Here is a 24,835-nt window from a genome sequence, read left to right as displayed (position 1 = left end):
CGGTGTTCGCGATGTTGCCCGGCGAGACAGCTGTAAACGCTGGTTGACAGCTCTGCGGACGGCTCCCCTGCGCGCTGTAAACGCTGGTTGACAGCGCCGCGGCGGAGCCGCCATGGCCCACACCACCCACGGCGGCTCCAGCGAGCAGAGCCCGACCACGACGCGGGTCGATGCCACACCGACTGGACCCCCCTCGATCGCAGGACGAGACCGCGGCGGAACGCTCGCCACGCACGGAAGCGTTGCTGGAAGCCACACATGGAATGCGCGGCGGGAGCGCTCCGGGACGAGCAGATGCCAGGGGAAGGCGACCGCGGTGAGGGGACCGCGCGAGGGGCGCGAGCACGCCACGAGACGAGCGCGTGACATGCGATGGGCGAGGGCGTGCAGCGGGTCGCGCGTCGCTGGTACGCCACATGCTCTGAAGGAGAACCCTCAGCCTGGAGGTCTTCTCGATGCTTCGTTCATCGCTCCCCTTGCTCTGTGTCGCTTCTCTCTTCGCGCTGGCCTCGACGGGGTGCGCTGTCCGCGGGCGGGCCACGGCGCGCGTCGTGGCGCCGGTGCCCGTGATCAGCGTGCACGGCCAGGGCACGGGCGGCGTTGGCGTTTGGGGGCATGCACACGGCGGTGGAACCTACGATGCGCCCCCGCCTGCGCCCGCGCCCGTCGGCGTTCCCTGGAGGCCGCCGCCCGTGTTCTACGGCATCCCCCTCGAAGGCGCGCAGGACGTGGTGTTCGTGCTCGATCAGTCGGGCTCGATGGAGTCGGCGACGACCTCTCCGCCCGTGACCAACCCGGTCGCAGGGCTGGCGCTGCTCGGGGCGCGGGCGATGAACCTGGCGACCAACCCGGCGCCCGGGGGCTTCCTCGGCCTGGGGCCCTCGCTCTTCCAGGTGGAGGACTCGAAGCTCGAGGCGGCGAAGGCGGAGCTGATCAGCACCATCAGCATGCTGCCCGATGGGACGCGCTACAACCTGGTCTTCTTCCACGACCACGCGTCGCAGCTCGCGCCGCAGCTCGTCACGATGAACCCGATCTCGCGCCTGTCGACGATCTCGTTCATCCAGAACCTGCGGCCGGAGAACGCCACCGCGGCCGTGCCGGCGCTCCGGACGGCGTACTCGATGCGGCCGCGGCGGGTGGTGTTCCTCTCGGATGGGCTGGCGAATGTCGGGGGGGACCGGCACACCTTGCTCGTGGAGGCGCGTCTGGCGATGCGGCAAGGGGTCCGGTTCGACACGGTGGGCGTCGGTCCGGATCAGGACGGTGAGCTCATGCAGGCGCTGGCGCGGGAGAGCGGCGGGGTGAGCTCTTCGCGCTGAGACGCTGCAGGCTCAGCGGCTCTCGCTGGGTCGCGCTTCAGTCGAGGAGCAGCGCGGAACAGGAGGAGGTCGAGCCGTCGTCGCACGACTGGGTGCAGACACCGGCGGTCACCGTCACCGTGCAGGGGACGTAGTAGACCTCTTCCGATTCTTCGCCCTCCGGGGTGAGGATCTCCCTCGACTTGCAGAGGGTTGCTTCCCCGGTGCCATGGCCGGCGTGGTCCACGTCGAACTCGATCCACGGCGCACAGGCCTCCATGTCGTAGTCCACGCGGTGATGCTGGGAGCCGTCGAAGAAGCGTTGGTGAGCGCCTTCGGTGAAGGAGTCCCCCCAGTTGCGCAGCCACGAGATGGTCAGGTTCCCGCCCGCGTCCATGGCCCAGGTCTCGTCGACCTGCGGGTAGGAGCCGTCTTCGTACACCTCGCTCCACGTCCCGTCGGGATGACGGACGCCTTCCAGCAGAATGACGTACCCACGGGCGCGCGAGATGCGCTCCTGGGTGTACGCGTAGCGGAGGCCGTCCCAGGAGCCTTCCTGAGCCAGCCAGGGGGCGCTGGCGCCGTCGCGCGTCCACCGGATCAGGGCGCAGTCTTGCCAGATCTCCTCGACGTCGGTGGTGCGTTCGGACCCGTCGCGCTCTCGGGTCGTGGCGGCGTACGTGACGGTGGCCTCGGAGGGAGACGCGGGGGACACCTGCCCCTGGACCACCGTCTTCTTCAGGTAGCTGCCGGCGGCGTGGCGCTCTCGCCAGCGCACGGTGCCATCACCGGGCTCGTAGCGACCCTTGATGCGTCTCGTGGTGATGCCCGGCGGGTCGTAGTCGAAGCGATTGCCATGGGAGAGGTGCTCGCCGAGCGTCCCTGGAATGGGGCAGAGCTCGAGCGCGCTGCCTTGGAGCTCGTCCTCCGAGGTTTCCATGGCGACTCCGAGGTCCTGTTCGATCTCGGCGATGGGCGCGACGCAGCCGAGGGAGAGGCATGCCAGGAGGCCCACGCCGTGAGGGAAATGGCGGAGTGAGCGGCCGGAGGGGAATGTTTGGTTCTCGGTCATGGCCCCTTGTAACGCATTGCTGCGTGAGGTCTCGACGCTTTGCGCCAGAGGAGCGCCTCACCAGCCGCACTGCGTCGATACGCATTGAAGGGTGTGCGCCACGCGTCGACTCAGGGCTACATCGGTCTGGTCAAAACCACATGGCCTGGCCGAGATCCAGGTGGTCGACGCATTGACCGGCAGAAGTTGCACATGGTCCGAGTCCTGCTGCATTGTTGCCGCATGGGCACGCAAATCGATGCTCCCCGAGCTTGTTCGATAGCGATGGATCCAGTGTAGGACAGCGGCGACAATGCATTCTCAATAAACATCGGTTGACGGCCGATTGTTCGCTCGTGGCACTGCCATTGCTCTCGAAGAGAGAGACACCCACCCACCGCTGGTCAGCCTGTCTCGAATGGAGCGCGCCTCGGCGTCCCTGCGGCAGGCACGCAGCAGGTCACCCATGCGGCGTTGCACGCTCTCTCGGAGGCATTCATGTCCTTTTCTCGGTTCATGCTGGTGTTCGCTGGGCTCGGAACTCTGGTCGGCTGCGTCGCCGACCTGGAAGACGAATTCGATCTCGAAGACGAAGAGATCGGAATGGCCGAACAAGCGGCAGTCAATGCGACGGGGACCATCTTCAATACGGGTGGCGACTCGGTCAATGTGCGGTCCGGACCGAATACGAGCAGCAGTATCGTGGGGGTGGTCCATGCGGGGGCGAGCGTGGGCATCGAGTGCCAGACCACGGGGACGGTGATCGAAGGCACGTCGATCTGGAACTTCCTGCCTGCAAAGGGTGGCTATGTGACGGATGCCTACGTGTACACCGGCTACAGCAGCTTCATCCCCGGCGTGCCCCGCTGTGGCCAGACCGGCGGCGGAGGTGGGGGCTCCGGTGGGGGCGGGAGCACCGGGGATCTCGGCGCCGCGATCGTCGCGAAGGCCAGGTCCTACAAGGGCTACGAGGCCGCCGCGCCGAACTGCAGCACGTTCAGCGCCCAGCTCGGCACGGGCTGCGTGGAGTGGTGCGCCGATTTCGTTCGGTATGTGTGGGGGCAGTCGGGGGCGAAGACGACGAACCTGAGTGCGGCGGTGACCTCATTCCGGACGTACGGCACCAACAACGGCACCTGGAAGGCCAAGGGGACGAACGTGGTGCCCAAGGTCGGCGACGCGGTGCTGTGGGGGAACAACGCGCACGTGGCGATCATCTCCGAGGTGAGCGGGAACCAGTTCAAGATCGTCCACGGGAACTACGACAACAACTTCAATGGCCGAGGTGAGGTCTTCGAGACGGGCTTCGTCGATCACAACAACACGGCGGGCACGGGCTATTCGATCATCGGGTACGTGTCGCCCGTGAAGTGAGGGGTGGGGTCGGGCTCGGGGTTCACGCGGCCCCGAGCGCCGCCCCCTGCTCTGCGTGCACGTCGCCCTCCGGGCCGGTTCAGGCGGGGGGGCGCGGGCGCGTCGCGTACAGCACGAGGGCGACGCCGGCGGCAGCGCCGAGCAGGATGCCCGTGCCCGTGAGCCAGGGGCTCCAGGCTTCCGGCCCAGCATTGCGCAGGGAGGCGCTGGCCGCCGCAGCGGCCACGGTGCCCAGGATGGCGCCACAGCTCGCTCCGATGAAGGCGTACTGGAACCGTCGGCTGGGCGGGGTGGTGATCCAGGGCAACGCGGCGAGGCGCGGATCGGGCTCGTCCTCGAAGCCCAGCATCACGCGAAGGGCGTCGGCCGCACGCTGGTGGACGACGGTGCCAGGGACGAGGTGCGCGGTGAGCGGTCGATCCTCGCTGTCCTCGTGGACCAGAACGACGCGTCCGGCAGCGATCGGGACTTCGTAGCGCCGCCGGAAGAGGTAGTCGATCGCGCCCCCCTCGACGACCACGTCGGTGATCCCCTCCAGGGGGATCCGCCGGGACGAGAGAGGAAGGCCGAGGAGGCGTCGTCGCACGAGGAGCCCCGAGCCATCCTGGAGGAGGTCGATCCGGAAGGAGCCGAAGCCGCGGAGCAAGGGGAACGCCGATGCGAGACCAGCGCCGAGCATGGCCACGCCGGCCGCGAGGAGGCCCCAGGAGCCGCCGAGCTTCACGTCGGCTCGCTGGCCGGCGCCGAGGTACGTGCGGAGGCGATCGGCCGCGGTGTTCGCCTCCTGGACGCCCGTGGAAGACATCACGATCTCGCCGACGCCGGTCACGCGCAGGACGAGGTTCCCCCGGGATTCCCCTTTCGACGTTCGCTTCACGTCGACGCGTACTTCTTCCAGCGCGTCGGTGGGAAACGAGTGGTCCTTCGAGCCCACCTCGGGCGCCACGAGGCAGCGCTCGTGCGGCGTACAGACGATCCGGGTCCGGTCGAATGCACCCGCGGACATGACGACCCCGAGCAAGATCGTCGAGAGGGCGAACGCGAGGAGGCCGGGGCGGATAGGAAACGGCCCGTACTGGAAGCGTCGGACGCCGACGCTGGTCGCTGGAGGTGTCCGGTAGGGGGTGCTCGCGCTCTTCTTGCGCTCCGAGGTCACCACGCCACCCGGAACGGCATCTTCTCCAGCTCCATCGGGAGGTAGGGCCTGATTGCTTTCGCGCAACCACGCCAGACCACGGTGACGCGATCGTGATCGGGTTCGAGGATGAGGGTCTGGAGGATGGGCTCGGTCTTGTTCAGCTTGCCGCTGCGGCCGTCGGTGAAGATCTCCGGCCGCTCTCCGGGGAGGCGGAGTTCCCATTTCGGGAGCTCCGGGTGGAGATTGTAGAGCACGACGGCCTCGTCACCAGCGAGGAACGGGACCGAGAGACCGAGCGAGCCGCAACACATGAACCGGAAGTCGACCTGGGGATCCTCGGTCAGAAAGGTCTCCTTCAGGATCGACGCGGGCGCGAAGCCCTGGCGCACCTCGCTGAAGACGGCGAACTCCGGCGCGTGGAGGGGGACCACGCCGAGGTAGCCGAGGCGGGGGAACCAGCCGTAGTCGAAGACGCCGAACGAAGCGGGGAGGGGCATCCTGGGCCAGGCGCGGGTGTTGCCTACGACGATGCGCTCGGAGGTGAGGCGGTCGTTGGGATCCTCCAGGTTGGGCAGCGCGATGGCTTCCACGGCCTCGGGGGTGGGCTCGATGAGGTAGCCCTTGCCCGCGAAGTTGCGCGGGTAGCTGTACTCGCTGGCGCCAGGGCCCTGCGCTTCGCTCGGCATGCACGCCTTGAGGGCTGCGGTGGGATCGCCGAGACGGGCCTCGGTCACGGTGTCGATGCCACCGTAAGCGCGGTCGTACCCGAGGGGGATGCGCTCGAAGGGCTCGGGTTCCGAGAAGAGCACGAGGCCGGTGTGCGAGAGGGACGCGCGCCGATCGCCGAGGGCGAGCACCTGCTTGGCGTGGTTGCCGACGCGCACGCCGGTGAGCACGCTCGTGGCGCGGCTCGGCGCATGGGCGTGCCCGAGCACGAGGATGTCGGTGAGCGGCTTGTACGCGACGAGATCCGTGTCGTGCACGAGGATCGTGGGGTTGTCCGGGTGGGGGACGACCTCGTCGAACAGAGGGACCTGCTCCGGTGCGCGGAAGAGGCGGCCGCGGCTGTCGACGTGGTACGTGCGCTTGCAGACGACGGAGAGGATCTGCGACCCGTCCGGATCCTTGGCCGAGAGCTGGCGGGCGGTGGGGCCAGGGAGGGTGAGCGTTTCCTTCATCGCGACCCGGTGGGGGTTGGGCCAGGCGTGGGACCTGGCGTCGGCGTCGGTCCAGGCGCAGGCGCAGGCGCGGGCGCAGGCGTCTCGTCGGTGCCGGGATACTGCGGCACCGAGCTGTTGTTGAGGTACGTGTACACGGCGTCGTTCGCCCTCTTCGAAGGGTCGATGAGGTTCGATAGCGACCAGGGAGCGCCGTAGCCGAGGGGCGAGCCGTGCCCGAAGATGCCGATCACTGCCGCGGGGAGGCTGCCGACGAAGTAGGCGAGGTAGCGGTTCCAGCCCGTGGCGTGGAGCGCGGACGTGAGCATGGTGCCAGCGGGGAGGCGCTCGAACAGCGCGGGCGCGATGCGGCGCCAGAGGGGGGCGGTGATGCGGTCGATGCCTTTCCCGAAGATCTTGCTGCCGGTCAGCTTGTTGATGCCGTACTGGACCGCCCAATCGATGACCGCCGCGACGAGGCCCGCCAGGAAGTCGGCGAGCGTCATGTTCGCTTGCACGCTGGTCCAGGTGATGACGACCCCCACGCCCGGGAGCATAGAGGTCGAGCCGAAGCAGTTCAGGTTGAAGTTGACGACCTTGGCGACGGCGACGGCAACGGGCTTGTCCTCCACGTGCACGGCGTTGACGCCGAACTCGGACTTGGACCCGGTGAGCGTGTTCCAGATGGGGAGCAGAAAGTGAGGGATGAGCGGGATCGGGACGTGGACGATGAAGAAACCGATGTCCGTGCCCCGCTGCATGGTCTTGTTGCCGTCGCACAGGACCTTGGAGCTGTCCTGCGCGGTGGCGAAGCCCCAGATGGCGAAGTGGTTCATCGCCCCGGTGATGTGGGCGTGGATCGGGATGATGGGCAAGCCGACCGGCGGCGGGAGCGCCGTGTGCGGATCCAGGCCGATCATCGGGTTCACATGGACGAGGACGTTGCAGTACATGGCCGGCCTCAGATGAAGAGATGGGCTTCCCGGAGCTGCTCGGGCACGACGACGTAGCGGAAGGGGAAGCGGTAGCTGATGAAGACGCGTCCCTTGTCCGCCTCGATGCCGACCTGATCGATGGCGAGGGGGCGCTCGTCCACCTCGTCCTCGAAGCGCACCCGCGCGCGCGGGCGGAGGTCGGGCAGATCCACGAGGAGCGGCCCACGCCCCGTGACGCCGCTGATGGCGATGCGCGTACCCGGCTCGATGGAGGGGACGATCATGCGGGGGTGCGCCGCGTTGAAGAAGGTGGCGTCGAAGACGATGGGGTCTCCCTCACCCATGGGGTTCGGTTTGCCAGCGACATGCGCCTTGATGGCAGGCCCGGCGAGGCGGGCGAGGCGGATGCCGCTCATGGGGGGCAAGGGGCCCACGCCAGCGGGCAGGGGGCGGTCTTCCCAGGTGGTGATGAGCTGATCGGGCTCTTCCAGGTTGGGGAGCGGCTTGCCCTCGGCGCTGTTCTCCCAGAGGTAACAGCCGATGCCGTCGGGGTTCATGGGGTAGGGGATGTCGAGGCCGTCCCACGCATCCTTGCCGCCATACGCGAAGCCCATGGTGAGCGGGATGGTGTCGATGGGGAGCGGCGCCGTGGGAAGGAGACCGCCGACGCCCTTGCGCCACACGCGCACGCCGAAGACGGCGACCTCGCGCTTCCACGCGGTGCCCACGTGGACCGAGAGGGTGAAGCTCTTCGTGTCACGCTTCTCCGGGCGGGCGTGGCCGAACAGGAAGAGATCGACGCCGCCCCGGTAGAAGAGCTGATCGGTGTCGATGAGGCCGTACTCGCTCTCCCAGGGCTCGGCGGAGAGGATCCAGGGTTGCTCCTCGCTGGGCGAGAGCTCGGTACCGCGGAGATCGTACGTGATTTTCGTCACCATCGAGGCCGCGATGCGGTCATCGTCGATGGCCGTGCGGAACAGGCGGGCAGGAAACGGGGTGTGGTTCTGGAGTTCCATGTCCCTCGCGCCCGTCAGGAGTTCAGCCGGATACGCTCACCCGCGACCTCGACGTCGTCGTTGGCCTGGACGCGGACATTGCCGCGCGCCGAGCGGATGAGCTGACTGCGGCCCACGGTCTCGAGTTGGCCGCTGGCCTCGATCCGCGCGTCACCCTCGGTCGAGAGGGAGAGACCCTGCTTCCCGTGGAGCGACAAACGCTCCGCTTCGATCGCGAGGGCACCCGTCGTCGTGAGGGCGAGGTCTGCGCCGCGCACCAGGAGGCGGATGCCTTCGGGGCCGATGGAGATCTCCAGGTTCGCCGTGCCGCTGGGATCCACGAGCTGAAGGACGTTTCGGTCCTGTCCGCCGGCGACGATCAGCGTGTGCCCTTGCGCGAGCGCGAGGGTACCGACGCCCGCTGTGGGCGCCGTAGGGGGGGCCGGGTTGGCAGTCGCTTCAGGAGCGTCGTGTCCATCCCGAGCCGCCATCGGCTCGGTGGGCGGCGTGGCGGGGTCGTGGGTAGGCATGTCGTCGTGGGTTCGAGAGATCATCAGGGGTCTTCGCTGGCGGGAGGGCGCTCAGTTCAGTCGGATGATGCTGCCCTTGATGGTCGTCTCGCCGCTGGCCTCGACGTTGATCTTCCCCCCCTTCACCATCACCTCCGAGGCGGAAGCATCGAGCTTGGCGCCGGCTCGGATCGCCGCCTCACCGGTCTGCACGCTCCAGGTCGCCGAGGTGAGCGACTTGGCCGCGCCCACGGTCTCGGTCGAGTTGCCGGTCGTTCCCTCGCTCCGCGCGCCGATCACCGCTTCGTTCAGCGAGCCGATCTCCACGCGGGTGGTGCCGCCAATCTGCACGTCGAGCCGGCTGCCGACCTGGATGTCGGTGCGGTTGCCGAGCTGCACCTCCATGCGGGCGCCGACCTGGACGAAGGTCTGACCGCCGACCTGGAGGTTGGTGTGGTCTCCGAGCAGAGAGACCGACTGGCTGCCGAGCTGTGTTCGCTGCGAGTCCCCGATCACGGTCTCGGTCTGGTTCCCTGTCTGTGTGAGCGTGCTGTTGCCGACGATGGTCTCGGTGAGGTCGCCGACGAGCGTGAACGTGCGGTTGCCGGTGATGCTCTCCGTCTGGTTGCCGGCGGGGAGGGTGATTGTCTGATCTGCGCCGACGGTGATCGACTGGTTGACGCCGATCAGGATGGTCTGGTTGTTGCCGACCTGGATCGACTCGTCGTTGCCGATGGTGTGGGTGCGGTCGTTGCCGACCGTGAGGGCGTCGTCTCGGCCGACGTTCTTGGACCGATCCCGGCCGAGGGTCACCGACTCGTCACGCTTGACCAGCTTGGTCAGATCCAGCTCGGCCTGCATGCGAACCAGCTCTCGGCCCGGCGCGTCCTCGAACATGATCTCGTTGTAGCCCGTGCCGCCGACGGTCTGGCTCTTCCAGCCGCTCTGCGTCTTCAACCCAGGCAGCGTGTACGGGACCTTCTGCGAGTTGGTGTAGACGCGGCCGACGACCACCGGACGGTCCGGGTCTCCGGAGAGGAAGTCGATGATCACCTCGTGACCGACGCGGGGGAGGTTCACGTGACCGAACCCCCCACCGGCCCACGACTGGGACACCGGGATCCAGCAGGAGGAGTTGTCGTTCATGCCCCCCTCCAGATCCCAGTGGAACTGGACACGCACGCGCCCGAATTCGTCGACGTGGATCTGCTCTCCAGGGGGACCGACCACGGTGGCGGTCTCCACGCCTTGCACCCTGGGCTTGGGGGTGGTGAGAGCAGGTCGGAAGGGGAGGTCGCCGAGGACGGCCAGGCAGCTCTGGGACCACTTGCCGCTGTGGGAGCCGGAGAACCTCACGGTGGCGACGAGGAGCTTCTTCCCGGTCGCGACCTCGCTCTTCGGGTGATCGAGGAAGCTGAGCACCACGCCGGGCGCGAGATCGATGCAGTTGGTGTCGAAGTCGATCGTCTTCGCCGTCACCCGCTTGGCCTCGAGCCGCTTCTGCGCGAACTCTTCGCCAGCCCGGTCGTCGGCGCGGTACTTCCCCTTGTCGTCGGCGACGGGCGTCCCGTCGCCCTTGTCGCTCTCGATGAGGAACGAGCCCGGCACGTAGTGGTAGCGCTCCAGGCCTTCCTCCGGAGGTGTCCCGGCCTTGGCCGACTGCATCACCTTGTAGGCGGGCGGGAGGCGGTAGTCCTGATCGCGCAGGGTGTACTTGCCGGGCCGCACCTTGCGGCCGATGCGCACCGCCGTGACGAACTCGTGATCACCGTCCATCGGGGCATCGTGGAAATGAATCGGAGCGCGCTGCTTGTTGGCCTGCGGGGCGTCGCAGAGCACGAGCTTGCTGTCGGTGGTGGTCGGATCGAAGTAGAAGGTGATGCCGGCGTCCTCCAGCATCCGCGAGATGAAGGCGAAGTCGCTCTCGCCATACTGGACGCGGTACTTGCGCTTCTTGTGCTCGGAGAGGATGCGTTTCTCGAAGGGGATGCTCCACTCTCCGAGGATCTTCTCGACGATCTCGAGTTCCGAGAGGCGCTGGAAGATGCGGTTTCGCCTCCGCTGGGTCAGAAACCAGAGCAGGGGCGCGATCTCGATCTGATAGGTGGACACGCCGTCCACCTCGACGGCGACTTGCTGGAGCGACGTGCAGACGCCCCCCCAGGTCCGCTTGGCAGGGACGTTCGAGCCTGCGACCATGGTGAACGACGCGGGCATGCCGACCGCTGCGTCGAAATCGATGTCCGGGTTGGTGCAATGGGCGACCAGCGTCACGGAGAAGAGCCTGGAGAGCTCCTCCGAGACGTGGAACGTGCGCACATCGAGGGCGTCACCGGACTCGATCTGGACCGACAAGAGATTCGACGTGGGATTGGCCATGACCTCGTCTCCCTGGGATGGATCGCGGGCCGTCGTCGTACGTGGCCAGCACGGGGTGCGCGGGCTCGATGCTATGGAACCCATGTAGCCATCGCAAGCGCGGCCGATGAACACGAAACCCGCCATCCAGAGGTCTCGAGGGCGATGACGGGTGGTTCACTCGGCCTTGGCCTTCGCCATGGCCTTGCGGACCGATGCGCCGAGCGCCGCATCGTTGGCCATTTTTCCGATCCAGGTGCGCTGGATGCGGATGGCGCTCTGCGTCGGGAGGCCGATGTCGCGGAGGACAGCGTCGAGATCGCCGCGATCGGTGCCCACGTTCATCCGCGCGACGTCCTCGGGGGTGATGGGTCCCCGCTCGCGTTCGAGCTGAGCGACGTACGCGGCATCATACCTGCGGAGTGAGCCGTTCCGGCCTCGCCGTAGCTCCGTCTTGATCTCCGAGGCCCACACCTCGCGGAGCCGAGTCCACTCGGGCTTCGTGAGCTGATTCTCCTTCAGGAGCCGTGGCTCGTCCTCGGGGCGCAAGGCCAGCGAGGCGTCGAGGGTGGCGCACAGCTCCAGGGTGAACTCCTCCAGAGAGGGCAAGCTCACCTCGTCGCGCACATCGTGGAGAGGGGCCGCGGCGGACTCGACGATCACGGCAGGTTCGCGCGGGCGCTCTTGCGAACGGTCGGCCTCGAACCGCGCCAGTGGGCCGATCATCGGCGGCGCCGTGATGGGCGTCGAGAAGCCCTGGGTGACGGACGGCGTGACGTGCTCGGGCGCGGTCGGCATGGACGGCGATGCAGGGGCGCCGAGCGACTGTCCCACGGTCGGCGCCACCACGGCGGACAGAGCGACTGGACGCGGCATGCTCAGCGGCGACAGCGGCACGGCAGGAGGAGGCGTCACAGGGGGGGACACCACGGAGGTCGGCACGGCCGGGGGGGGCATCACGGCCGCCAGCGCAGGAGGCTCTCCTGGGATGGGTGGTGCGGAGGTGGTGCTCGGGAGGTTGCTGGAGAAAGGCAGCACGTCGCGTGAGGGCATGAGCATCGGCCCGGTCTGATGCCCCGCCCGACGCGAATCCGTGGGAGATGGCGTGCTCTGCGCAGGTGCTGCGGGAGGGGAGCTTGCCCACCCGGACTGGTTCCCGACGAACGGCAGCGCTGGCTTCGAGGCCTCTATGCCCGTCATGGGGCTGTTCAACGTATCGACCACCATCGCTTCGCGCACGGCAGGCGTCGAAGGGGGAGCACCACCGTCGCTCCAGGGCAGGCCAGCGAGGGGATTGGCCCCCCAGGTGGCGGGCCGTGCGGGGCTCTCCGGGGCTCTCGCGGAGGTCTCCTGGCGCCACATCGCGCCGACGAGGGAGCCGTGCCTCTCGTCGACGAGGGAGAGCACCACGCGGCCCGGTTGCTGGGGATGATCCAGCGGGATGTAGGCGCGCCAGATCAGCGAGCACGTGCACCGGTCCGTGTCGATCCACAGGGTGTCGCAGCGGAGCCTCCGCTCCTCCACGGCGCCGGCGCCCCGCTCGACGAGCACGCGAGGGGTCACTGGTTGCAGGGCCGTGATCAACCGCGCGTGCTCGGGGTGCAGGTTCTCCAGCATGAGCCGCTCGTCGGGGCGGATCTCGTCTCTCTGCTGATCCGGCGGGGCGGCGTTGAAGTAGCCGGCGTCGATGTCGTGGGGCAGGGGTTGAGCGTTCCAGTGAGCGTGGTTCCACCGCGCTGCGTACCAGTGAAGCTTGCGCGCCCTCTCTGGCCAGGTGGGGGCGATGGGCCCGTACCCCACGGGCTCGATGACGTCGCGCCGGCTCGTCACATGGACCCCGGGTGACTGCAGGTTCGGCACCGGAATCAGGCCGCGCCCGTCCGGAGGCGCGTCCGGCGGCACCCCGGCCGGGTTCCTCGACTCGCTGCCGCCGGCTGCGCGTTCCCAGCGAAGCGGCATCTTCACGAACCGCACGGGCTCCCGCAGCTCGCCGTCGAAGGTGAAGGCTCGGTCTCCGAAGACGGCGATGGCCTTGTCGATCTCGTCCAGCACGAGGCGCGTCACCAGCGACGGGACGGGTTGTCGACCCGGTGCGTAGGCGCTCCCGGTCAGGAGGATGTCTGCACGCCGCTTGAACGGGACCATGTCGCTCGCGACCCGCAAGCTGCGGCGTAGGTCGTCGTCCCAGTAGCTATCGGTCTCGTTGGGCGCCTCCTGCTCCTGAGCCAGGGGAGACACCCCCGGTGTCAGCTCGTAGGTGGCCTTGCAGACGACCGTGAGCGCCCAGGCATCAGCGCGCGGCTGCCAGAGGGTGGACCCGACGCGCAGTGGACAGGCCGACACGACATCCATGCGCAATGAGTCTAGGGCAACCGCCCGCTCTGCAGGTAGCCCCGTCCATGCAGCGAGGCATGCGAGGAACGGAGGATCTCCGCTGTCCAGGGGGACGACGCTGGCCGGAGGACCCTGGTCGATCGTGATCTCGTGCGAGGAAACGGATGCCCACTCGCGCCGTCGTGGTGCGGCGGAACGAGGGAGACCTTCAAGTCGGCGGTCGCGTACGCGTGACGAAGAGGGCGAAGACCACACCGGCTGGCGCGCCGAGCACCGCACCGACTGCGAAGACCCAGGTGTCGGAGTCGCTCGGCTGAAGGCCGCCCACCAGGAGGACGCCCACAGCGACGAGCCCGATGCCGAGGAGCGCTCCCAGCGTGGCGCCGATGAACGAGAACGCGGCGCGCATGCCCGGCGACGTGGTGATCCAGGGCAGCGAGGCGAGATGCTCTTCGACGCCACCCCGCTGCGGCACCATACCCAGGATCGCGCGAAGCGCACAGGCCGCGCGGAGGTGAACGGCCGCACCGGGGAAAACCGTCGACGTGACTGGTCGAACCGCCCCCCAGGCGTCGACGAGCACCAGGCGTCCGGCCGGCGTGGGCGCCTCGTCACGGCCGCGCCAGGCGTCGTCCAGCGCCCCTCCCTCGATGAGCACGTCAGTGACCCCTTCCAGCGAAACCTCGTGGGTCGACACGGGGATCCCGAGGAGGCGGCGCTGCACGCGGAGCCGCGATCGATCGGACGGGATGTCGAGCTGGAAGACCCCGAACCCCCGGAGCCCCGCCGCCACCAGCGAGAAGCAGAGCAGGAGCGCAGCCCCCGCGAGAGCGAGCACCCACCAGGAGCCCCCCACCTCCACGTCGACCTTCTGTCCCGCCGCGAGGCGAGCACGGATGCGCGCCGCGACCGCGTTCGCCTCCTCCACGCTCGTCTGCGAGAGCCGGAACTCCTGGGTCGGGGCCAGCGAAAGGACGATCACGCCGTAGGGAACGCCCTTCGAGTTCGAGCGGACGTCGACGCGCACCTCACCGATGGCCGCGGTAGGGAAGGTGTGGATCTGGGTCCGGAGCGTGTTGGACAGGGAGCAGCGCGCTCCGGGTGTGCAGACGAGGCGATCTCGATCGAGCGCCACGAACGTCAGGACGATGGCCGTCAAGAGAGCGGCGAACGAGAAGATCAGGAGCCTCGTCCGGACGGGGAACGGACCGTAGCGGACGCTTCCCCTGGCATGCTGGCGTGCGGGCTCTCGGAACACCATCGGCCCCGAGTGTAGTCCACATCGTCCGTCTCCCGTCCCCTCGTGTCGATGTAGCGGGGCGTGCTCGAACCCGTCGGTCGCGCATCGTCCGTTGCCCGGTGTGTCTTCCGGAGGCGCATCGAAAGGCCCGCACCTGGCGGTCCCGGAAGGTCAAGGCAGCAGCGGCTCGCCCTCGGGTCGCACGAGCGAGAGGGGATAGACCGGCGCTCCGCCGAGGACCTCCCGGAAGAGACGGGCAACGTCCGGACCCCGCTGAGGCAACGCCGAAAGCTCCTCCACGGTCACCCAGCGGGCCTCCAGGGAGTGCTCGTCCGGCGTCTGCTTGGGGAGCGCGTCCCCCGCTGGACGCGCCAGGAAGATCACCCGGAAGCGCGCCTCGTCGCCCTGCGGACTGTGCTCCACCCGCAGGATCCCCTCCAGCTCGATGGGAATCCCCCCTTCCTCCAGCGTTTCCCGCAGCGCAGCGTCGGCGAAGCTCTCCCCCGCCTCCACACGACCCGCGGGCAAGTACCAGAGCTGTCCGTGCTTTCGCTCGCGCACGACGAGGAAGCGTCGCCCCAGCTTCACGACGATCACGGCGAAACACCAGGCGGCGACGGCGGAGCGCGACATCCGACGAAGGATAGCGGGTCGGGCGCTCCTGGACCTCATTCTCCGTCGGCCCCGGAGGCCATGCTCCCTGGAGGCCTCATCGACATCGTCATCGACACCCGCGCGCCACGAGCGAGGAACGCCCCCGCTCGAGGAGGCGGTCACCTCCCCGGCGTACCTGTCCCCTTGCGATCACGCCCTCCAGCTCAATGCTCCCTCCCGAGATGGACCAGCTCATCGAAACGAGCCGTCGAGCGCTGGGCGTCGCTGCCGTGCTCGGCATCCTCCCGCTTGCTGCGTGCAACAGCCAGCCGGCGACGAACCCGACCATCGTGCCGGCGCAGCAGCCCGCGCCGGTGGAGCCGGAGGTGCCCGTCGCGGTCAACACCCCTTCAGGGCCGAAGTCCCCACCCATCGCACTCCCGCCAGAGGCGCTCCCCAACCCTGCTCCCGGCCAGGCGACGCCACCGACCACCCCCCCCGAGTGCCGGTCGTGCTGGGTCCAGATCTGGGAAGACAAGAACTTCAAAGACGACACGGTGCTGCTCTGCGGTCCGGGTCGCTGGAGCCACCTGAGGGCGCTCCCCGGCGAGCACGAAGACTGGCACGACGAGATCGAGAGCTTGATGGTCGGCTCTGACGCCACGGTGATCGTCTGGGGGGACGAGAACTTCCAGGGACCCTCCGCCGAGTACCACGCGGGCGCGAAGCGGGCGGACCTGCATGGTCGACCCGACCTCGACGAGGACATCGAGTCCATCGAGATTCGGTGTCGCTGACCACGGGGCCCAGCTCCCGCCGAGGCATCGCGCGTCGTCCTGACGAGAGCATCTTGTCGTGCATGGCGCGCTGGAGTACCGGCGCGTGGGGCACCACGTCTGCCGGGTGCCTCACGCATGGAGCGCGAGGCCTTCTCGCGCGCAGCGCCCACCCCGGCAGACGCCTCTCCAGGAATCGATTCATGAAGACGCTGTTCTTGATGGTCACCTTGCTCGCTCTGACGGCTTGCTCCAAGGAAGGTGGCACCGCAGCCGACGACACGGCCAAGCCTTCCGCTTCCGGCGCTGCGGCGGCTCCGGCGGCCAAGGCGGCGGCTCCACAGAAGGGCCTCGAGCCGGGCATGATCGCCATCGGCTACCTCACGCCCACGGGTGAAGAGGGGCAGTGTGTCGTCCTCGCTGCCCCCGAGGCGGAGAAGGACAAACTCGACGGCGGCAAGATCGCCGAGGTCGCCAAGGCGCTGAAGGCCGACGTGGTCACCTCGTGCCCGACCGACAACGTCGTCGGGACGTGCAAGGCCATGGGGATGCTCGTGAACTACTCGAGCCCCAAGTACGACAAAGAGACCGCCCAGAAAGACTGCGCCAGCAGCGGCGTGGGCAAGTGGCTCGACTGAGCCGTCACGACGCGCAGCCGCGCTGCTGACGGCGCCGCTGGGGTCCACCTCTGGGTGACCTGGCCGGCACCGTCTCTTCTTCATTACTTCGACTTCGCCATGGGTTGCTTCGGCTCCAGTCGTCACTGGAGCCCTGTCGCAGGAACACGCCGTCGCTGGAGCGCTAAGGAGTGCGCAGCGCGGCGAGCACCTGGCCGTAGGTCATCACCACCCGCCGCTCATCGATGGGCTTTCCATCGTTGAACGTTGCGACCACACAGTGCGTGTGCCCCTTGCCGCTCACGCGGGTGGTCAGGTTCAGCACGCCGGGCTCGGATCCCCCCTTGAACGCGACGCTCTCCCAGTCTTTCGCCCTGGCGAGGCCAGGGTTGATCGAGAACAGCGGCAGGTCGTGGACCTTTTCCATCAGCCCACAGAGCTCACGGGCCGAGAAGAACCACTCCACGTCGGCGATGGCCCGCGGCTCGGACGAGAACGCCTCGGGGGGCGGGAGGGGTTGCCGATCGATCTCGGCGAGCAGCGTCCTTCGCCCGGCCTCGTCTGCCTTCACCCAGCGCCCGAGGAGCGCCTCGTTGGTCTGCGCCTTGAGCACGAAGGCCTCCCGGGTCGAGAGGAACGGACGAGCGTGCGGTGCGAATGGCTCGATCGCCCGCCGACCCACCACATCGATCAGCGCGTCGGTCGCCGTGTTGTCGCTCTGAGCGATCATCAGCGAGGCGAGCGACTGCACGGTGAGCAGGCTGCCAGCCGGCCATTCGTGAAGGGTGCCCGAGGGCAGGCTCCGGTGCTCCGGCTTCAGCGTCACCACGTCCTTCCAGGCGCGTTTCTTCGTGTCCACCTGACCACGCAACGCGGCGAGGATCGCCAGCTTGAAGGCGGAACCCACGGCGAGCGGCTCATCGCCGTGGCTCTCGACCCTGGGTTTCCCGTCCGTCACGACCAGCAGGTGGTGCTTTCCAGGGAGCGAGCGCAAGGCCGCGATGGCCCCGTCGAAGTCCACGACATCCTGCTCGGGGGGCGCGAGGAAGAGCGTCGTGAAGCGCCCCTCCGCGTCGAGCTTGGCCCGTATCGGTACCGTGCCCCGCGCGAACCGCGCGACATGGCCGGACGGGCCTTCCGGGGCGACGGACACGAACGCCCCCAGCTCGTCCCGGAGCTGCGTGAGCACGCTGCCGATGGCGCCGATCGGCACCTTGTCGAGGAAATCCGGCGAGAACCAGGTCTCCTCGGGGCGCTCCGCGGTCAGAAACCGCGTCAGCGCTTCCTCCGGGGTGCTGGGGTTGGGAGCACGCTGCACGTCGCTCGTTGAGCCGGTCACGAGGGCAGGAGGGCCAGGGTCGGAAGAGGACTGGGCAGGCGCCAGCGGCTCGGGCGGCGGCGTGGACGCGCAGGCCGCTAGCGCGCAGAGCGCGGAGAGCGCCAGCACGTGCGCTCCGGCGCGAACGGTGCGGCGTGAAAGGGAGCGCCCGGGGAGCGCCCGCTCCGGTGCAAGCTGCATCATGGCGTGGAACCCTATCCGGCCTTGGCACGAAGGAGTACCTCCCAGGGGAATCCCTCCCTCCTCGTCTTTGCCCGGGAAGGCTCCCGCTGCGGGGATCATCCAACCTCGCGGGGCATGTCGACATTGCTGGGCGGAGACTCGATGGTTCCGCACGGCGCCCATGTCTGCGCTCACGTCGCGGGAGTGATGGGGAAGAGATGCGTCGTGTCCTTCCAATGGCTCGTCTCCCCTTCGATGCGGAACGATTCTTTCTGGATTCGTTAGCGATACATTCATTCGAACATCGAAGGCGATATGTCGATAAACGCTAGATGGCACGATCGGGATGGATTCATGGGTCCGGTCATGACGGCACTCATTCCTTGCGGATCCAGGGGCACGTTCCACATCCCTCTCGAAGGTCCGTGACCCCCGCACTGCGCCGACCGACGAGGAACCCCCATGGAGCCCGGCGATTCCCGCGGCGTGATGCCCGGACATCGCGTGCCCCGAGGAAAACGCCGTGGCTGGAGGTTCGGGGACCGTGTTCCCCCGAGGGAAGGCCCGCCCCAAAGTTTCGGGGACGGTGTTCCCCCGAGGGAAGGCTCGCCCCGAAATTCTGGGGGAGAGTGTTCCTCCGAGGGAAGGGCCACCCCAAAGATTCGGGGACGGTGTTCCTCCGAGGGAAGGCCCTCCCCGAAGTTTCGGGGACGGTGTTCCTCCGAGGGAAGGCTCGCGCCGAGTTTCTGGGGGACCGTGTTCCCTCGAGGGAAGGCTCATCCCCTCCGAGGAATTGCAGCAAATTTCACGGTCGAGGCGATGGAGTGGGTGGGGCGGCGATGCGAATCGCGCCAGAAGCACGCGAACTGCCCACCCTCAGGTTCGAGGCATGCGCTCGGAGCGGTGCGCTCGCGGTACTGGATCCTGAAGAGGGCGCTGGCGAGATGCCGTGCCGTCCGTGCTGCAGCTACTTCGTCGCGGCTTGCGCGGGGGCGACCGCGTACGGACCGTGCGCGTGGGCCTGGCCTGCCAGCGCGCCGGCGAGCGTGAACGGCCCGTAGTTGAGCCGCACGAACAGCGCGCGCGCCTGGACGCTGCGCGCGGAGACCACCTTGCCGGTCTCCTGGGCGAGGCGGCGCGCCGCGCGCCGCAGGGCCCTGCGGTCCTTCACGGTGAGGGTTTCATGAGGCCGGGACGCCGACAGGCCCGGCTCGCTGACGTAGAGCTTGACACGCATGGGTGGCTGACCTCTTCCTTCCGCCCCCTTCGAGGGCACCCCCTATAGCCCAGTCGCCCTGCCGCTGCACCGGGCACGAGGGGGTCAGGGCCCTGTGGCGACGTCAGGGCCCGCCGAAGGACTCGCAAACGAAGAAGAGTGGCGTGTCGCAGGGCTCGTCGTTCCAGGTGCTGGCCGGGTAGAAGCGGTTGATCTGGCCGCAGTGCTCGTTGCCACCGCTGTTGTTCGGCTCCCCCGGAGCCCAGTTCGTGTAGGTCACGGGCATGCCATTGCTCCACTGCCAGGCGCCGGAGTTGATGTTCCTGCGCAGCCCGATCCACCACCTGTCGCTGGAGATGGCGCTGGCAGCCTCGAAGACGAACTGGTTCTCCTGGGGGCTGCCGAGGGTGGCCAGGAACAGGCCCCGCTGCGCGCACATCGCCGCCGCCTCGTCCCAGGAGAGCTCGATCGCGCAGAACTCATACTCGTGGTTCTGGAACTGGCGAAGAACGCAATTGCAAGGGACACCATCGTCGATGAGTCCATTGCAGTCGTCGTCCAGCCCATTGCAGATCTCGGGAGTCGGCCCGGTATCGGGAACGCAGATCAGCGTGCCCCCCTGACAGGTCGTCGTGCCCTGGCCGCACTCCCCGGACAGCCCTGTGGGACAACCGGCCCCGCCGCCAGGGTCGCCTTCGTCGATGAGCCCATCGCAGTCGTTGTCCAGGCCATCGCACACCTCGGGCTCGGGCATGTCGCACACAGGGGCCTCACCGCCTTGTCCCATGCCGCCCAGACCTCCCCCTCCTGGCCCAGCGCCACCAGGACCGGGACCACTGGCGCCCATGCCTCCAGGACCGCTGCCCGGACCGCTGACGGACGGGTCGAACTCGGTGTCCAGGATGGCGGAGCGTCCGCAGCCGACGACGACCGATGCGAGGAGCACGCCGCGAAGCAGGTCGAGCAGGGCGGAGGTCACGGGCTTCATCTTACCCGCTCGGCGGAACGAGGCCCAGAAGCGGGCGCAGGATGCCGGATGGGCTTGCGCGGTGCACGCCGGGAGCGCATGCCTTGCGGTGGTGGTCATGCGTTCGCTCGTTCAGCGGATCGGTCTCCGGCATCCTCTTCTCCAGGCGCCGATGGCCGGGGTCTCGACGCCACGGCTCGCAGCTGCCGTGTCCAACGCGGGCGCCCTCGGGGCCATCGCGGTGGGCGCGGCGACGGTGGAAACCGCGAGAGCCATGATCCAGGAGACGCGCGCTGCGACGTCTGCGCCGTTCCAGGTCAACGTGTTCTGTCATCGACCAGCGCACCGTGACGCGGCCCGAGAGGGGGCCTGGTTGCGGCACCTTGCGCCCTTCTTCGCAGAGTTCGGCGTCTCCCCGCCCATCGCTCTCCAGGAGATCTACAGGAGCTTCTGCGAGGACGACGGCATGCTGGAGCTGCTGCTGTCGGAGCGCCCTTCGGTGGTGAGCTTCCACTTCGGCCTGCCGTCTCGAACCCGGATCGAGGCGCTGCGCGCGGCGGGGATCACGCTGCTCGCGACGGCAACGAGCGAGCGGGAGGCGGATGCCGTGGTGGCGGCCGGGATCGATGCCGTGGTGGCCCAGGGCGTGGAGGCGGGTGGGCATCGGGGGGTGTTCGACCCGGAAGCCGAGGACGAAGGCCTCGACACGCTGGCGCTGGTGCGTCGTCTGGCGGGGCGGCTCTCGGTGCCCGTCGTGGCGGCGGGCGGGATGATGCGCGGGGAGGACATTGCCGCGGCGCTCGCGGCCGGCGCGGAGGCGGCCCAGCTCGGGACGGCGTTCGTGCCCTGTCCGGAGTCGGCTGCCGACGCCGCGTACCGCGCCATGCTGGCCAGCGAGCGCGCGCGGAACACGGCGCTCACCGCGGCGATCTCGGGGCGCCCGGCGCGCGGGATCGTCAACCGCTTCCACGAGGAGATCGATGTCCCGGGTCGACCCGCAGCGGCGGACTACCCGGTCGCCTACGACGCGGGCAAGGCCCTGAACGCGGCGGCGACACGCGCCGGGAGCGCCGAGTTCGCGCCACTCTGGGCTGGGCAGGGGGCGAGGTGGTCGCGCGTGATGCCGGCGCAGACGCTGGTCGAGAAGCTCGTGGAGGAGCTCGACGCGGCGAGAGAAGGCACGTCTCGTCTGCGGCCGTGATCTGCGGGCGCTCGGTCAGAACCTGGAGCGCGCGCTGTGGGGCGATGACCTCGTGCGTCAGTGGCGCCTGCGTCGACCTGCATGATCATGGTGACGCTGCAGTCGGACAAGAACGGCGGATCGCACCGCGCTGTGGCAAGACGCCTCGCGAACGACTGGATCCGAGCATCGCGACGGTGACCGTTCCTGCAGTCGGTGGGTTGTAGGAATACCAAGGATCCGGATAGCCTCTCCGCGAGCGATGAACCTCGAGGGGCGGGTCTCGAACGTGAGTTGGGCTGCGGTCGGGGTCAATCCGACGCTGGATCGATCGGGCCGCGATGTCGCCGTGGTGGTGGCGAAGGTGGCGTACCGCGTCTCGCCAGAGGGGGTCGTGCGGCGGGTGCTCGCGCCCGTGCGCCGTGATGATGTGCGGGATGAGGGCGGTGGGGTGCGGTTTCCGGGAGACCTCACCGCGGACGAGAAGCCAGGCACGGACGTGGGCCTGGTGGGGGTCGCTCACCCTCCTCTACGCGGCGGGGGAGGGCCTCGAGGACGCTCGTTTGCGTGGCTGTCGGTGGGAGGCCTGCGCAAGGTGATCACGGTGCATGGCCCGCGTGTGTACGTGAAGGGGTGGCGCGGCGTGGCGCCATCGGAGCCTGGTCCGCTGGTCGATCCCGTGCCGCTTCGCTACGACCTCGCCTACGGCGGTTCGGATCCGCTCACGGGGGCCGTGGAGGCGCTGAACCCCATCGGGATGGGGTTCTCGAGCGACCCGTTGCGCCTCATCGGCCTCCCCGTGCCACCGCTGGGGCTCGCGGAGGAGACAGAGGGAGTGACGAGCGGGCCCCCGGCGCACGCGACGTTCGCCCCCATCCCAGCGCAGTGGGAGCCTCGGCGTTCGCTCGCGGGGACGCATGACGCCGCCTGGGCCAGAGAGCGGGCGCCCGTGCGGCCGCGTGACTTCGATCCACGTCACCATGCGTGGTCGACGCCAGGGCTGTACAGCGCGGCACCGCTCGTGGGCGACGAGCCGGTGGAGGTGGGTGGCGTGCTGCCGGAGGGGACGTGGCGGTTCCGCTTGCCCTCGTATGCGGTGGCGTTCGAGAGCGTCTGCGAGGGGCGTCACGAGGTCCACGCGACCCACCTCGACAGCTTCCTCATCGACAGCGAGACGCGGGCGGTGGAGCTGTGCTGGCGGGCGTCGATCCGCCTCCCGAAGAAGTGGGAGCGGCTGGAGCGCATCCTCGTGCTCGGGGTCGGCGAGCTCTCGGAGGAGGTCCTGCGTGGGCAAGGGCCGCCTGCAGGGAAACGGTCTGGAGAGCGGGCACAGGTGGGGGCCGGTGTCGGGGGAGAGGGTAAGCCATGAGTCAGGCGCCGAAGCGGGTCGAGGTGGATCTGAGCTTGAGCGGCGCCTCGTGGCCCGCGGTGACGGCGCGGATCGTGGAGGGGATGAGCGAGATCGGCGGCGCGTGGGTGGAGATCGCGCAGCACGAGGATCTCGACCTCGAGCCGCTCCTGGAAGAGGAAGCCGAGCTCACGGTGCGCTGGGAGGGCGGGGAGGAGCGGCGCTTCACCTTGCGGCTCGCGCGAGGGACGTTCCTGCGGGAGCACGAGGGACACCTCCGGTACGAGCTGGAGCTGCGGCCAGCGCTGTTCTTCCTGGGGCTCGACAGGAACACGCGGAAGTTCCGGGACGAGACCACGGAGGCGATCGTCGGGCGCATCCTCGACGAGGGGCAGGTCCGCCATGCCTTCCGGACGACGCGGCCATCGGGATCGCAGCCTTACTGCGTGCAATACCGGGAGACGAACCTCGACTTCGTGCGGCGGATGCTGGAGTTCGAGGGGTTCTATTACACGTTCGATCCCGACGGGACGATGATCATCGGGGACGCCTCGTCGGCCTCGCCGGACGTGGAAGGGGGGGCGACGTACGAGCTGATCGAGGCCGCGGGCGCGCTGGAGCACGGGGCCTTCGGGATCACCTCGTTCGAGCGCGGGGCGCTCGTGGGGCCGGGCAAGGCCACCGTGAACGACTACAACTGGAAGACGCCGAAGGTGTCGCTGCTCGCGTCGAAGGCGGGGGCGCGTGACGCGGACCTGGAGATCTACGAGTACCCGACCGGCTACCGCGATCCGGGCTCGGGCGAGACCCTGGCGCGGCTTCGCCTGGAGGCCCTGGAAGCCTCGAAGCGCTTCGTGGAGGGGACGGGCACCGTGCCGACCTTCGCGCCGGCGCGGCTGTTCTCGTTCTCGCACGAGGAGGCGATGAGTTTCAGCGGACGCTACCTGCTCGTGCACGTGGAGCATACCTACAGCGCAGAGCAAGGAGAGGCGCGGTTCGAGAACCGCTTCCGCGCGATCCCGGCAGAGGTTCCGTTCAGGCCTCCCGTCGAGACGCCGTATCCGATCGTCGCCGGCAACCACACGGCGATGGTCCGGGGCCCGGTGGGCGAGGAGATCCACACGGACGCCTACGGGCGCGCGAAGGTGCAGTTCCACTGGGACCGGGAGGCGAAGGGGACGGACGCGGACTCGCGCTGGATCCGCACGCTCCAGGAGATTTCTTCGTCGATCGCGCTCGCGCGGGTCGGCTGGGAGATGAGCGTGGCCTACATCGACGGCGACCCGGAGCGGCCCGTGGGGCTGGCGCGGCAGATCAACGGGCAAATGGTGCCGACCTACAGCCAGCCTGCGATGCGCAACCGGATGACGATCCGCACCGAGACCTACCCGGGGAAGGACGGCTTCAACGAGCTGCGCATGGAGGACTCGGCCGGATCCATGACGATGGACTGGCACGCGCAGAAGGACTTCAAGAACATGGTCCGGCACGATCGGAACGAGACGATCGGCAACAACCTGACCGTCTCCATCGAGCGAGAGTCGAACCGGACGGTGCAGAAGGACCAGACGATCTCGATCGGAGCGGACGAGACACGTACCGTGGGCCGCGACGTGATCGTGACGGTGGAGAAGGATCGGACGCACGACATCGGGGGCGACGAGACGATCGACGTGCGCGCCTTCATGGACACCTCGGTGACCGGCGACGACACGGAAAGCGTGGGCGGGACGCGGCTGACACGGACGGGCAAAGAGGAGAACGGGTCGATCGACCGGGCGGTGCAGGAGCGCTTCACCCGGATCGTCGAAGGATCCTGGATCGCGCAGGCGGGTGGCTCGATCGCCCACGAGGCAGGCGAGGAGCTGGTGGAAATCGCGTCGGGATCGAAGCTGACGGTGGCCACGGAGGAGAGCATCAAGCAGGCGGTGGCCGGCGACCTGACGACCACGGTGACGGGGCTCGTGCTGCGCAAGTCGAAGGACGACATGAGCGTCTCGGCGAAGACCTCGAAGGTGACGGTGGGAACCTCGGCCTCGTTCGAGTCCGCCGAGCGGATGGAGCTGCGGAGCAAGGAAATCGAGCTGAACGCCACGTCCCGCATTGCCTTGCAGGGGGACGGGATCTCGATCGAGCTGACCCCGGACCAGGTGAAGATCGTCGGGCCGCTCAAGCTGAAGAGCGACACGAAGATCACCGTGCGCGGCAACCCGGAGAAGCTCACGCCCTGAAGGAGGCCTGCCG

20 protein-coding genes are annotated in these 24,835 nt (G+C 68.5%); 7 read left to right on the top strand and 13 right to left on the bottom strand.

The genetic code is table 11. From position 1 onward, the window contains the following. Window positions 1-455 precede the first annotated feature (455 nt). On the top strand, window positions 456-1,322 hold the full coding sequence (locus CMC5_RS23600; protein ID WP_050432540.1) for a vWA domain-containing protein: 867 nt from the start codon (window positions 456-458) through the stop codon (window positions 1,320-1,322). A 37-nt stretch (window positions 1,323-1,359) separates the two neighbouring features. On the opposite strand, the gene CMC5_RS23595 is transcribed toward CMC5_RS23600, so the two are convergent. Then, a complete protein-coding gene (locus tag CMC5_RS23595; RefSeq protein WP_050432539.1) occupies window positions 1,360-2,373 on the bottom strand; it encodes a hypothetical protein in 1,014 nt (337 codons plus the stop codon). Between the two features lie 477 nt (window positions 2,374-2,850). Between CMC5_RS23595 and CMC5_RS23590 the strand changes: the two genes are divergently transcribed. Further along, a complete protein-coding gene (locus tag CMC5_RS23590; protein WP_050432538.1) occupies window positions 2,851-3,726 on the top strand; it encodes a CHAP domain-containing protein in 876 nt (291 codons plus the stop codon). Window positions 3,727-3,805: 79 nt separating this feature from the next. On the opposite strand, the gene CMC5_RS23585 is transcribed toward CMC5_RS23590, so the two are convergent. From CMC5_RS23585 to CMC5_RS23545, 9 genes are all read right to left on the bottom strand, one after another. Further along, window positions 3,806-4,732, bottom strand: coding sequence for a hypothetical protein (locus tag CMC5_RS23585; protein WP_156338823.1), 927 nt, complete (start codon window positions 4,730-4,732; stop codon window positions 3,806-3,808). A gap of 146 nt (window positions 4,733-4,878) precedes the next feature. Beyond that, window positions 4,879-6,042, bottom strand: a complete 1,164-nt coding sequence (locus CMC5_RS23580) for a DUF2169 family type VI secretion system accessory protein (protein ID WP_050432536.1) — start codon at window positions 6,040-6,042, stop codon at window positions 4,879-4,881. After that, window positions 6,039-6,974: a hypothetical protein gene (locus tag CMC5_RS23575; RefSeq protein ID WP_050432535.1), complete on the bottom strand. Its 936-nt coding sequence runs from the start codon at window positions 6,972-6,974 to the stop codon at window positions 6,039-6,041. Before CMC5_RS23575 ends, CMC5_RS23580 begins: the two co-directional genes overlap by 4 nt. An 8-nt stretch (window positions 6,975-6,982) precedes the next feature. Then, complete coding sequence (locus tag CMC5_RS23570) at window positions 6,983-7,972, bottom strand: DUF2169 family type VI secretion system accessory protein (RefSeq protein ID WP_050432534.1); 990 nt, start codon at window positions 7,970-7,972, stop codon at window positions 6,983-6,985. Window positions 7,973-7,986: 14 nt separating this feature from the next. Beyond that, the gene (locus CMC5_RS23565; protein WP_050432533.1) at window positions 7,987-8,505 is read right to left on the bottom strand and encodes a hypothetical protein; all 519 of its coding nucleotides are present in this window, start codon (window positions 8,503-8,505) and stop codon (window positions 7,987-7,989) included. Between the two features lie 27 nt (window positions 8,506-8,532). Further along, complete coding sequence (locus CMC5_RS23560) at window positions 8,533-10,839, bottom strand: type VI secretion system Vgr family protein (RefSeq protein WP_050432532.1); 2,307 nt, start codon at window positions 10,837-10,839, stop codon at window positions 8,533-8,535. 156 nt (window positions 10,840-10,995) lie between these two features. Further along, on the bottom strand, window positions 10,996-13,170 hold the full coding sequence (locus CMC5_RS23555) for a DUF2169 family type VI secretion system accessory protein (protein WP_082362725.1): 2,175 nt from the start codon (window positions 13,168-13,170) through the stop codon (window positions 10,996-10,998). A gap of 190 nt (window positions 13,171-13,360) precedes the next feature. After that, window positions 13,361-14,413: a hypothetical protein gene (locus CMC5_RS23550; protein WP_050432530.1), complete on the bottom strand. Its 1,053-nt coding sequence runs from the start codon at window positions 14,411-14,413 to the stop codon at window positions 13,361-13,363. A 150-nt stretch (window positions 14,414-14,563) separates the two neighbouring features. After that, on the bottom strand, window positions 14,564-15,025 hold the full coding sequence (locus tag CMC5_RS23545; RefSeq protein ID WP_050432529.1) for an NUDIX domain-containing protein: 462 nt from the start codon (window positions 15,023-15,025) through the stop codon (window positions 14,564-14,566). Between the two features lie 203 nt (window positions 15,026-15,228). Here CMC5_RS23545 and CMC5_RS23540 point away from each other — a divergent pair, with 203 nt between their 5' ends. Next, a complete protein-coding gene (locus CMC5_RS23540) occupies window positions 15,229-15,783 on the top strand; it encodes a beta/gamma crystallin domain-containing protein (protein WP_156338822.1) in 555 nt (184 codons plus the stop codon). Window positions 15,784-15,965: 182 nt separating this feature from the next. Next, entirely contained in the window at window positions 15,966-16,400 is a 435-nt protein-coding gene (locus CMC5_RS23535) for a hypothetical protein (RefSeq protein WP_156338821.1), read from the top strand. A gap of 163 nt (window positions 16,401-16,563) precedes the next feature. Here the strand turns inward: CMC5_RS23535 and CMC5_RS46040 are convergent, their stop codons facing one another. The 3 genes from CMC5_RS46040 to CMC5_RS23520 all read right to left on the bottom strand — a co-directional run bounded on the left by CMC5_RS46040 (window position 16,564) and on the right by CMC5_RS23520 (window position 20,183). Then, window positions 16,564-17,901, bottom strand: coding sequence for a serine hydrolase (locus tag CMC5_RS46040; protein ID WP_050432526.1), 1,338 nt, complete (start codon window positions 17,899-17,901; stop codon window positions 16,564-16,566). Between the two features lie 946 nt (window positions 17,902-18,847). Beyond that, entirely contained in the window at window positions 18,848-19,117 is a 270-nt protein-coding gene (locus CMC5_RS23525; RefSeq protein WP_050432525.1) for a hypothetical protein, read from the bottom strand. Window positions 19,118-19,220: 103 nt separating this feature from the next. Continuing rightward, window positions 19,221-20,183: a C-type lectin domain-containing protein gene (locus CMC5_RS23520; RefSeq protein ID WP_082362723.1), complete on the bottom strand. Its 963-nt coding sequence runs from the start codon at window positions 20,181-20,183 to the stop codon at window positions 19,221-19,223. Between CMC5_RS23520 and CMC5_RS23515 the strand changes: the two genes are divergently transcribed. The 3 genes from CMC5_RS23515 to CMC5_RS23505 all read left to right on the top strand — a co-directional run bounded on the left by CMC5_RS23515 (window position 20,182) and on the right by CMC5_RS23505 (window position 24,822). Next, on the top strand, window positions 20,182-21,264 hold the full coding sequence (locus CMC5_RS23515) for an NAD(P)H-dependent flavin oxidoreductase (protein WP_050436084.1): 1,083 nt from the start codon (window positions 20,182-20,184) through the stop codon (window positions 21,262-21,264). The genes CMC5_RS23520 and CMC5_RS23515 overlap by 2 nt on opposite strands. A gap of 268 nt (window positions 21,265-21,532) precedes the next feature. Continuing rightward, entirely contained in the window at window positions 21,533-22,612 is a 1,080-nt protein-coding gene (locus tag CMC5_RS23510) for a DUF2169 domain-containing protein (protein WP_169796633.1), read from the top strand. Further along, entirely contained in the window at window positions 22,609-24,822 is a 2,214-nt protein-coding gene (locus tag CMC5_RS23505) for a type VI secretion system Vgr family protein (protein WP_050432522.1), read from the top strand. Before CMC5_RS23510 ends, CMC5_RS23505 begins: the two co-directional genes overlap by 4 nt. The last annotated feature ends 13 nt before the right edge of the window (window positions 24,823-24,835 follow it).

The sequence above is a fragment of the Chondromyces crocatus genome (assembly GCF_001189295.1).
Classification (GTDB): domain Bacteria; phylum Myxococcota_A; class Polyangia; order Polyangiales; family Polyangiaceae; genus Chondromyces; species Chondromyces crocatus.
The sequence above is the reverse complement of the archived record's forward strand: the minus strand, read 5'-3'. Positions and strand labels throughout refer to the sequence as shown.

Coding starts and splice junctions, on each gene's coding strand:
- CMC5_RS23600 (WP_050432540.1), top strand. CDS start 456: ATGCTTCGTTCATCGCTCCCCTTGCTCTGTGTCGCTTCTCTCTTCGCG.
- CMC5_RS23595 (WP_050432539.1), bottom strand. CDS start 2,373: ATGACCGAGAACCAAACATTCCCCTCCGGCCGCTCACTCCGCCATTTC.
- CMC5_RS23590 (WP_050432538.1), top strand. CDS start 2,851: ATGTCCTTTTCTCGGTTCATGCTGGTGTTCGCTGGGCTCGGAACTCTG.
- CMC5_RS23585 (WP_156338823.1), bottom strand. CDS start 4,732: ATGTCCGCGGGTGCATTCGACCGGACCCGGATCGTCTGTACGCCGCAC.
- CMC5_RS23580 (WP_050432536.1), bottom strand. CDS start 6,042: ATGAAGGAAACGCTCACCCTCCCTGGCCCCACCGCCCGCCAGCTCTCG.
- CMC5_RS23575 (WP_050432535.1), bottom strand. CDS start 6,974: ATGTACTGCAACGTCCTCGTCCATGTGAACCCGATGATCGGCCTGGAT.
- CMC5_RS23570 (WP_050432534.1), bottom strand. CDS start 7,972: ATGGAACTCCAGAACCACACCCCGTTTCCTGCCCGCCTGTTCCGCACG.
- CMC5_RS23565 (WP_050432533.1), bottom strand. CDS start 8,505: ATGATCTCTCGAACCCACGACGACATGCCTACCCACGACCCCGCCACG.
- CMC5_RS23560 (WP_050432532.1), bottom strand. CDS start 10,839: ATGGCCAATCCCACGTCGAATCTCTTGTCGGTCCAGATCGAGTCCGGT.
- CMC5_RS23555 (WP_082362725.1), bottom strand. CDS start 13,170: ATGGATGTCGTGTCGGCCTGTCCACTGCGCGTCGGGTCCACCCTCTGG.
- CMC5_RS23550 (WP_050432530.1), bottom strand. CDS start 14,413: ATGGTGTTCCGAGAGCCCGCACGCCAGCATGCCAGGGGAAGCGTCCGC.
- CMC5_RS23545 (WP_050432529.1), bottom strand. CDS start 15,025: ATGTCGCGCTCCGCCGTCGCCGCCTGGTGTTTCGCCGTGATCGTCGTG.
- CMC5_RS23540 (WP_156338822.1), top strand. CDS start 15,229: ATGGACCAGCTCATCGAAACGAGCCGTCGAGCGCTGGGCGTCGCTGCC.
- CMC5_RS23535 (WP_156338821.1), top strand. CDS start 15,966: ATGAAGACGCTGTTCTTGATGGTCACCTTGCTCGCTCTGACGGCTTGC.
- CMC5_RS46040 (WP_050432526.1), bottom strand. CDS start 17,901: ATGATGCAGCTTGCACCGGAGCGGGCGCTCCCCGGGCGCTCCCTTTCA.
- CMC5_RS23525 (WP_050432525.1), bottom strand. CDS start 19,117: ATGCGTGTCAAGCTCTACGTCAGCGAGCCGGGCCTGTCGGCGTCCCGG.
- CMC5_RS23515 (WP_050436084.1), top strand. CDS start 20,182: ATGCGTTCGCTCGTTCAGCGGATCGGTCTCCGGCATCCTCTTCTCCAG.
- CMC5_RS23520 (WP_082362723.1), bottom strand. CDS start 20,183: ATGACCACCACCGCAAGGCATGCGCTCCCGGCGTGCACCGCGCAAGCC.
- CMC5_RS23505 (WP_050432522.1), top strand. CDS start 22,609: ATGAGTCAGGCGCCGAAGCGGGTCGAGGTGGATCTGAGCTTGAGCGGC.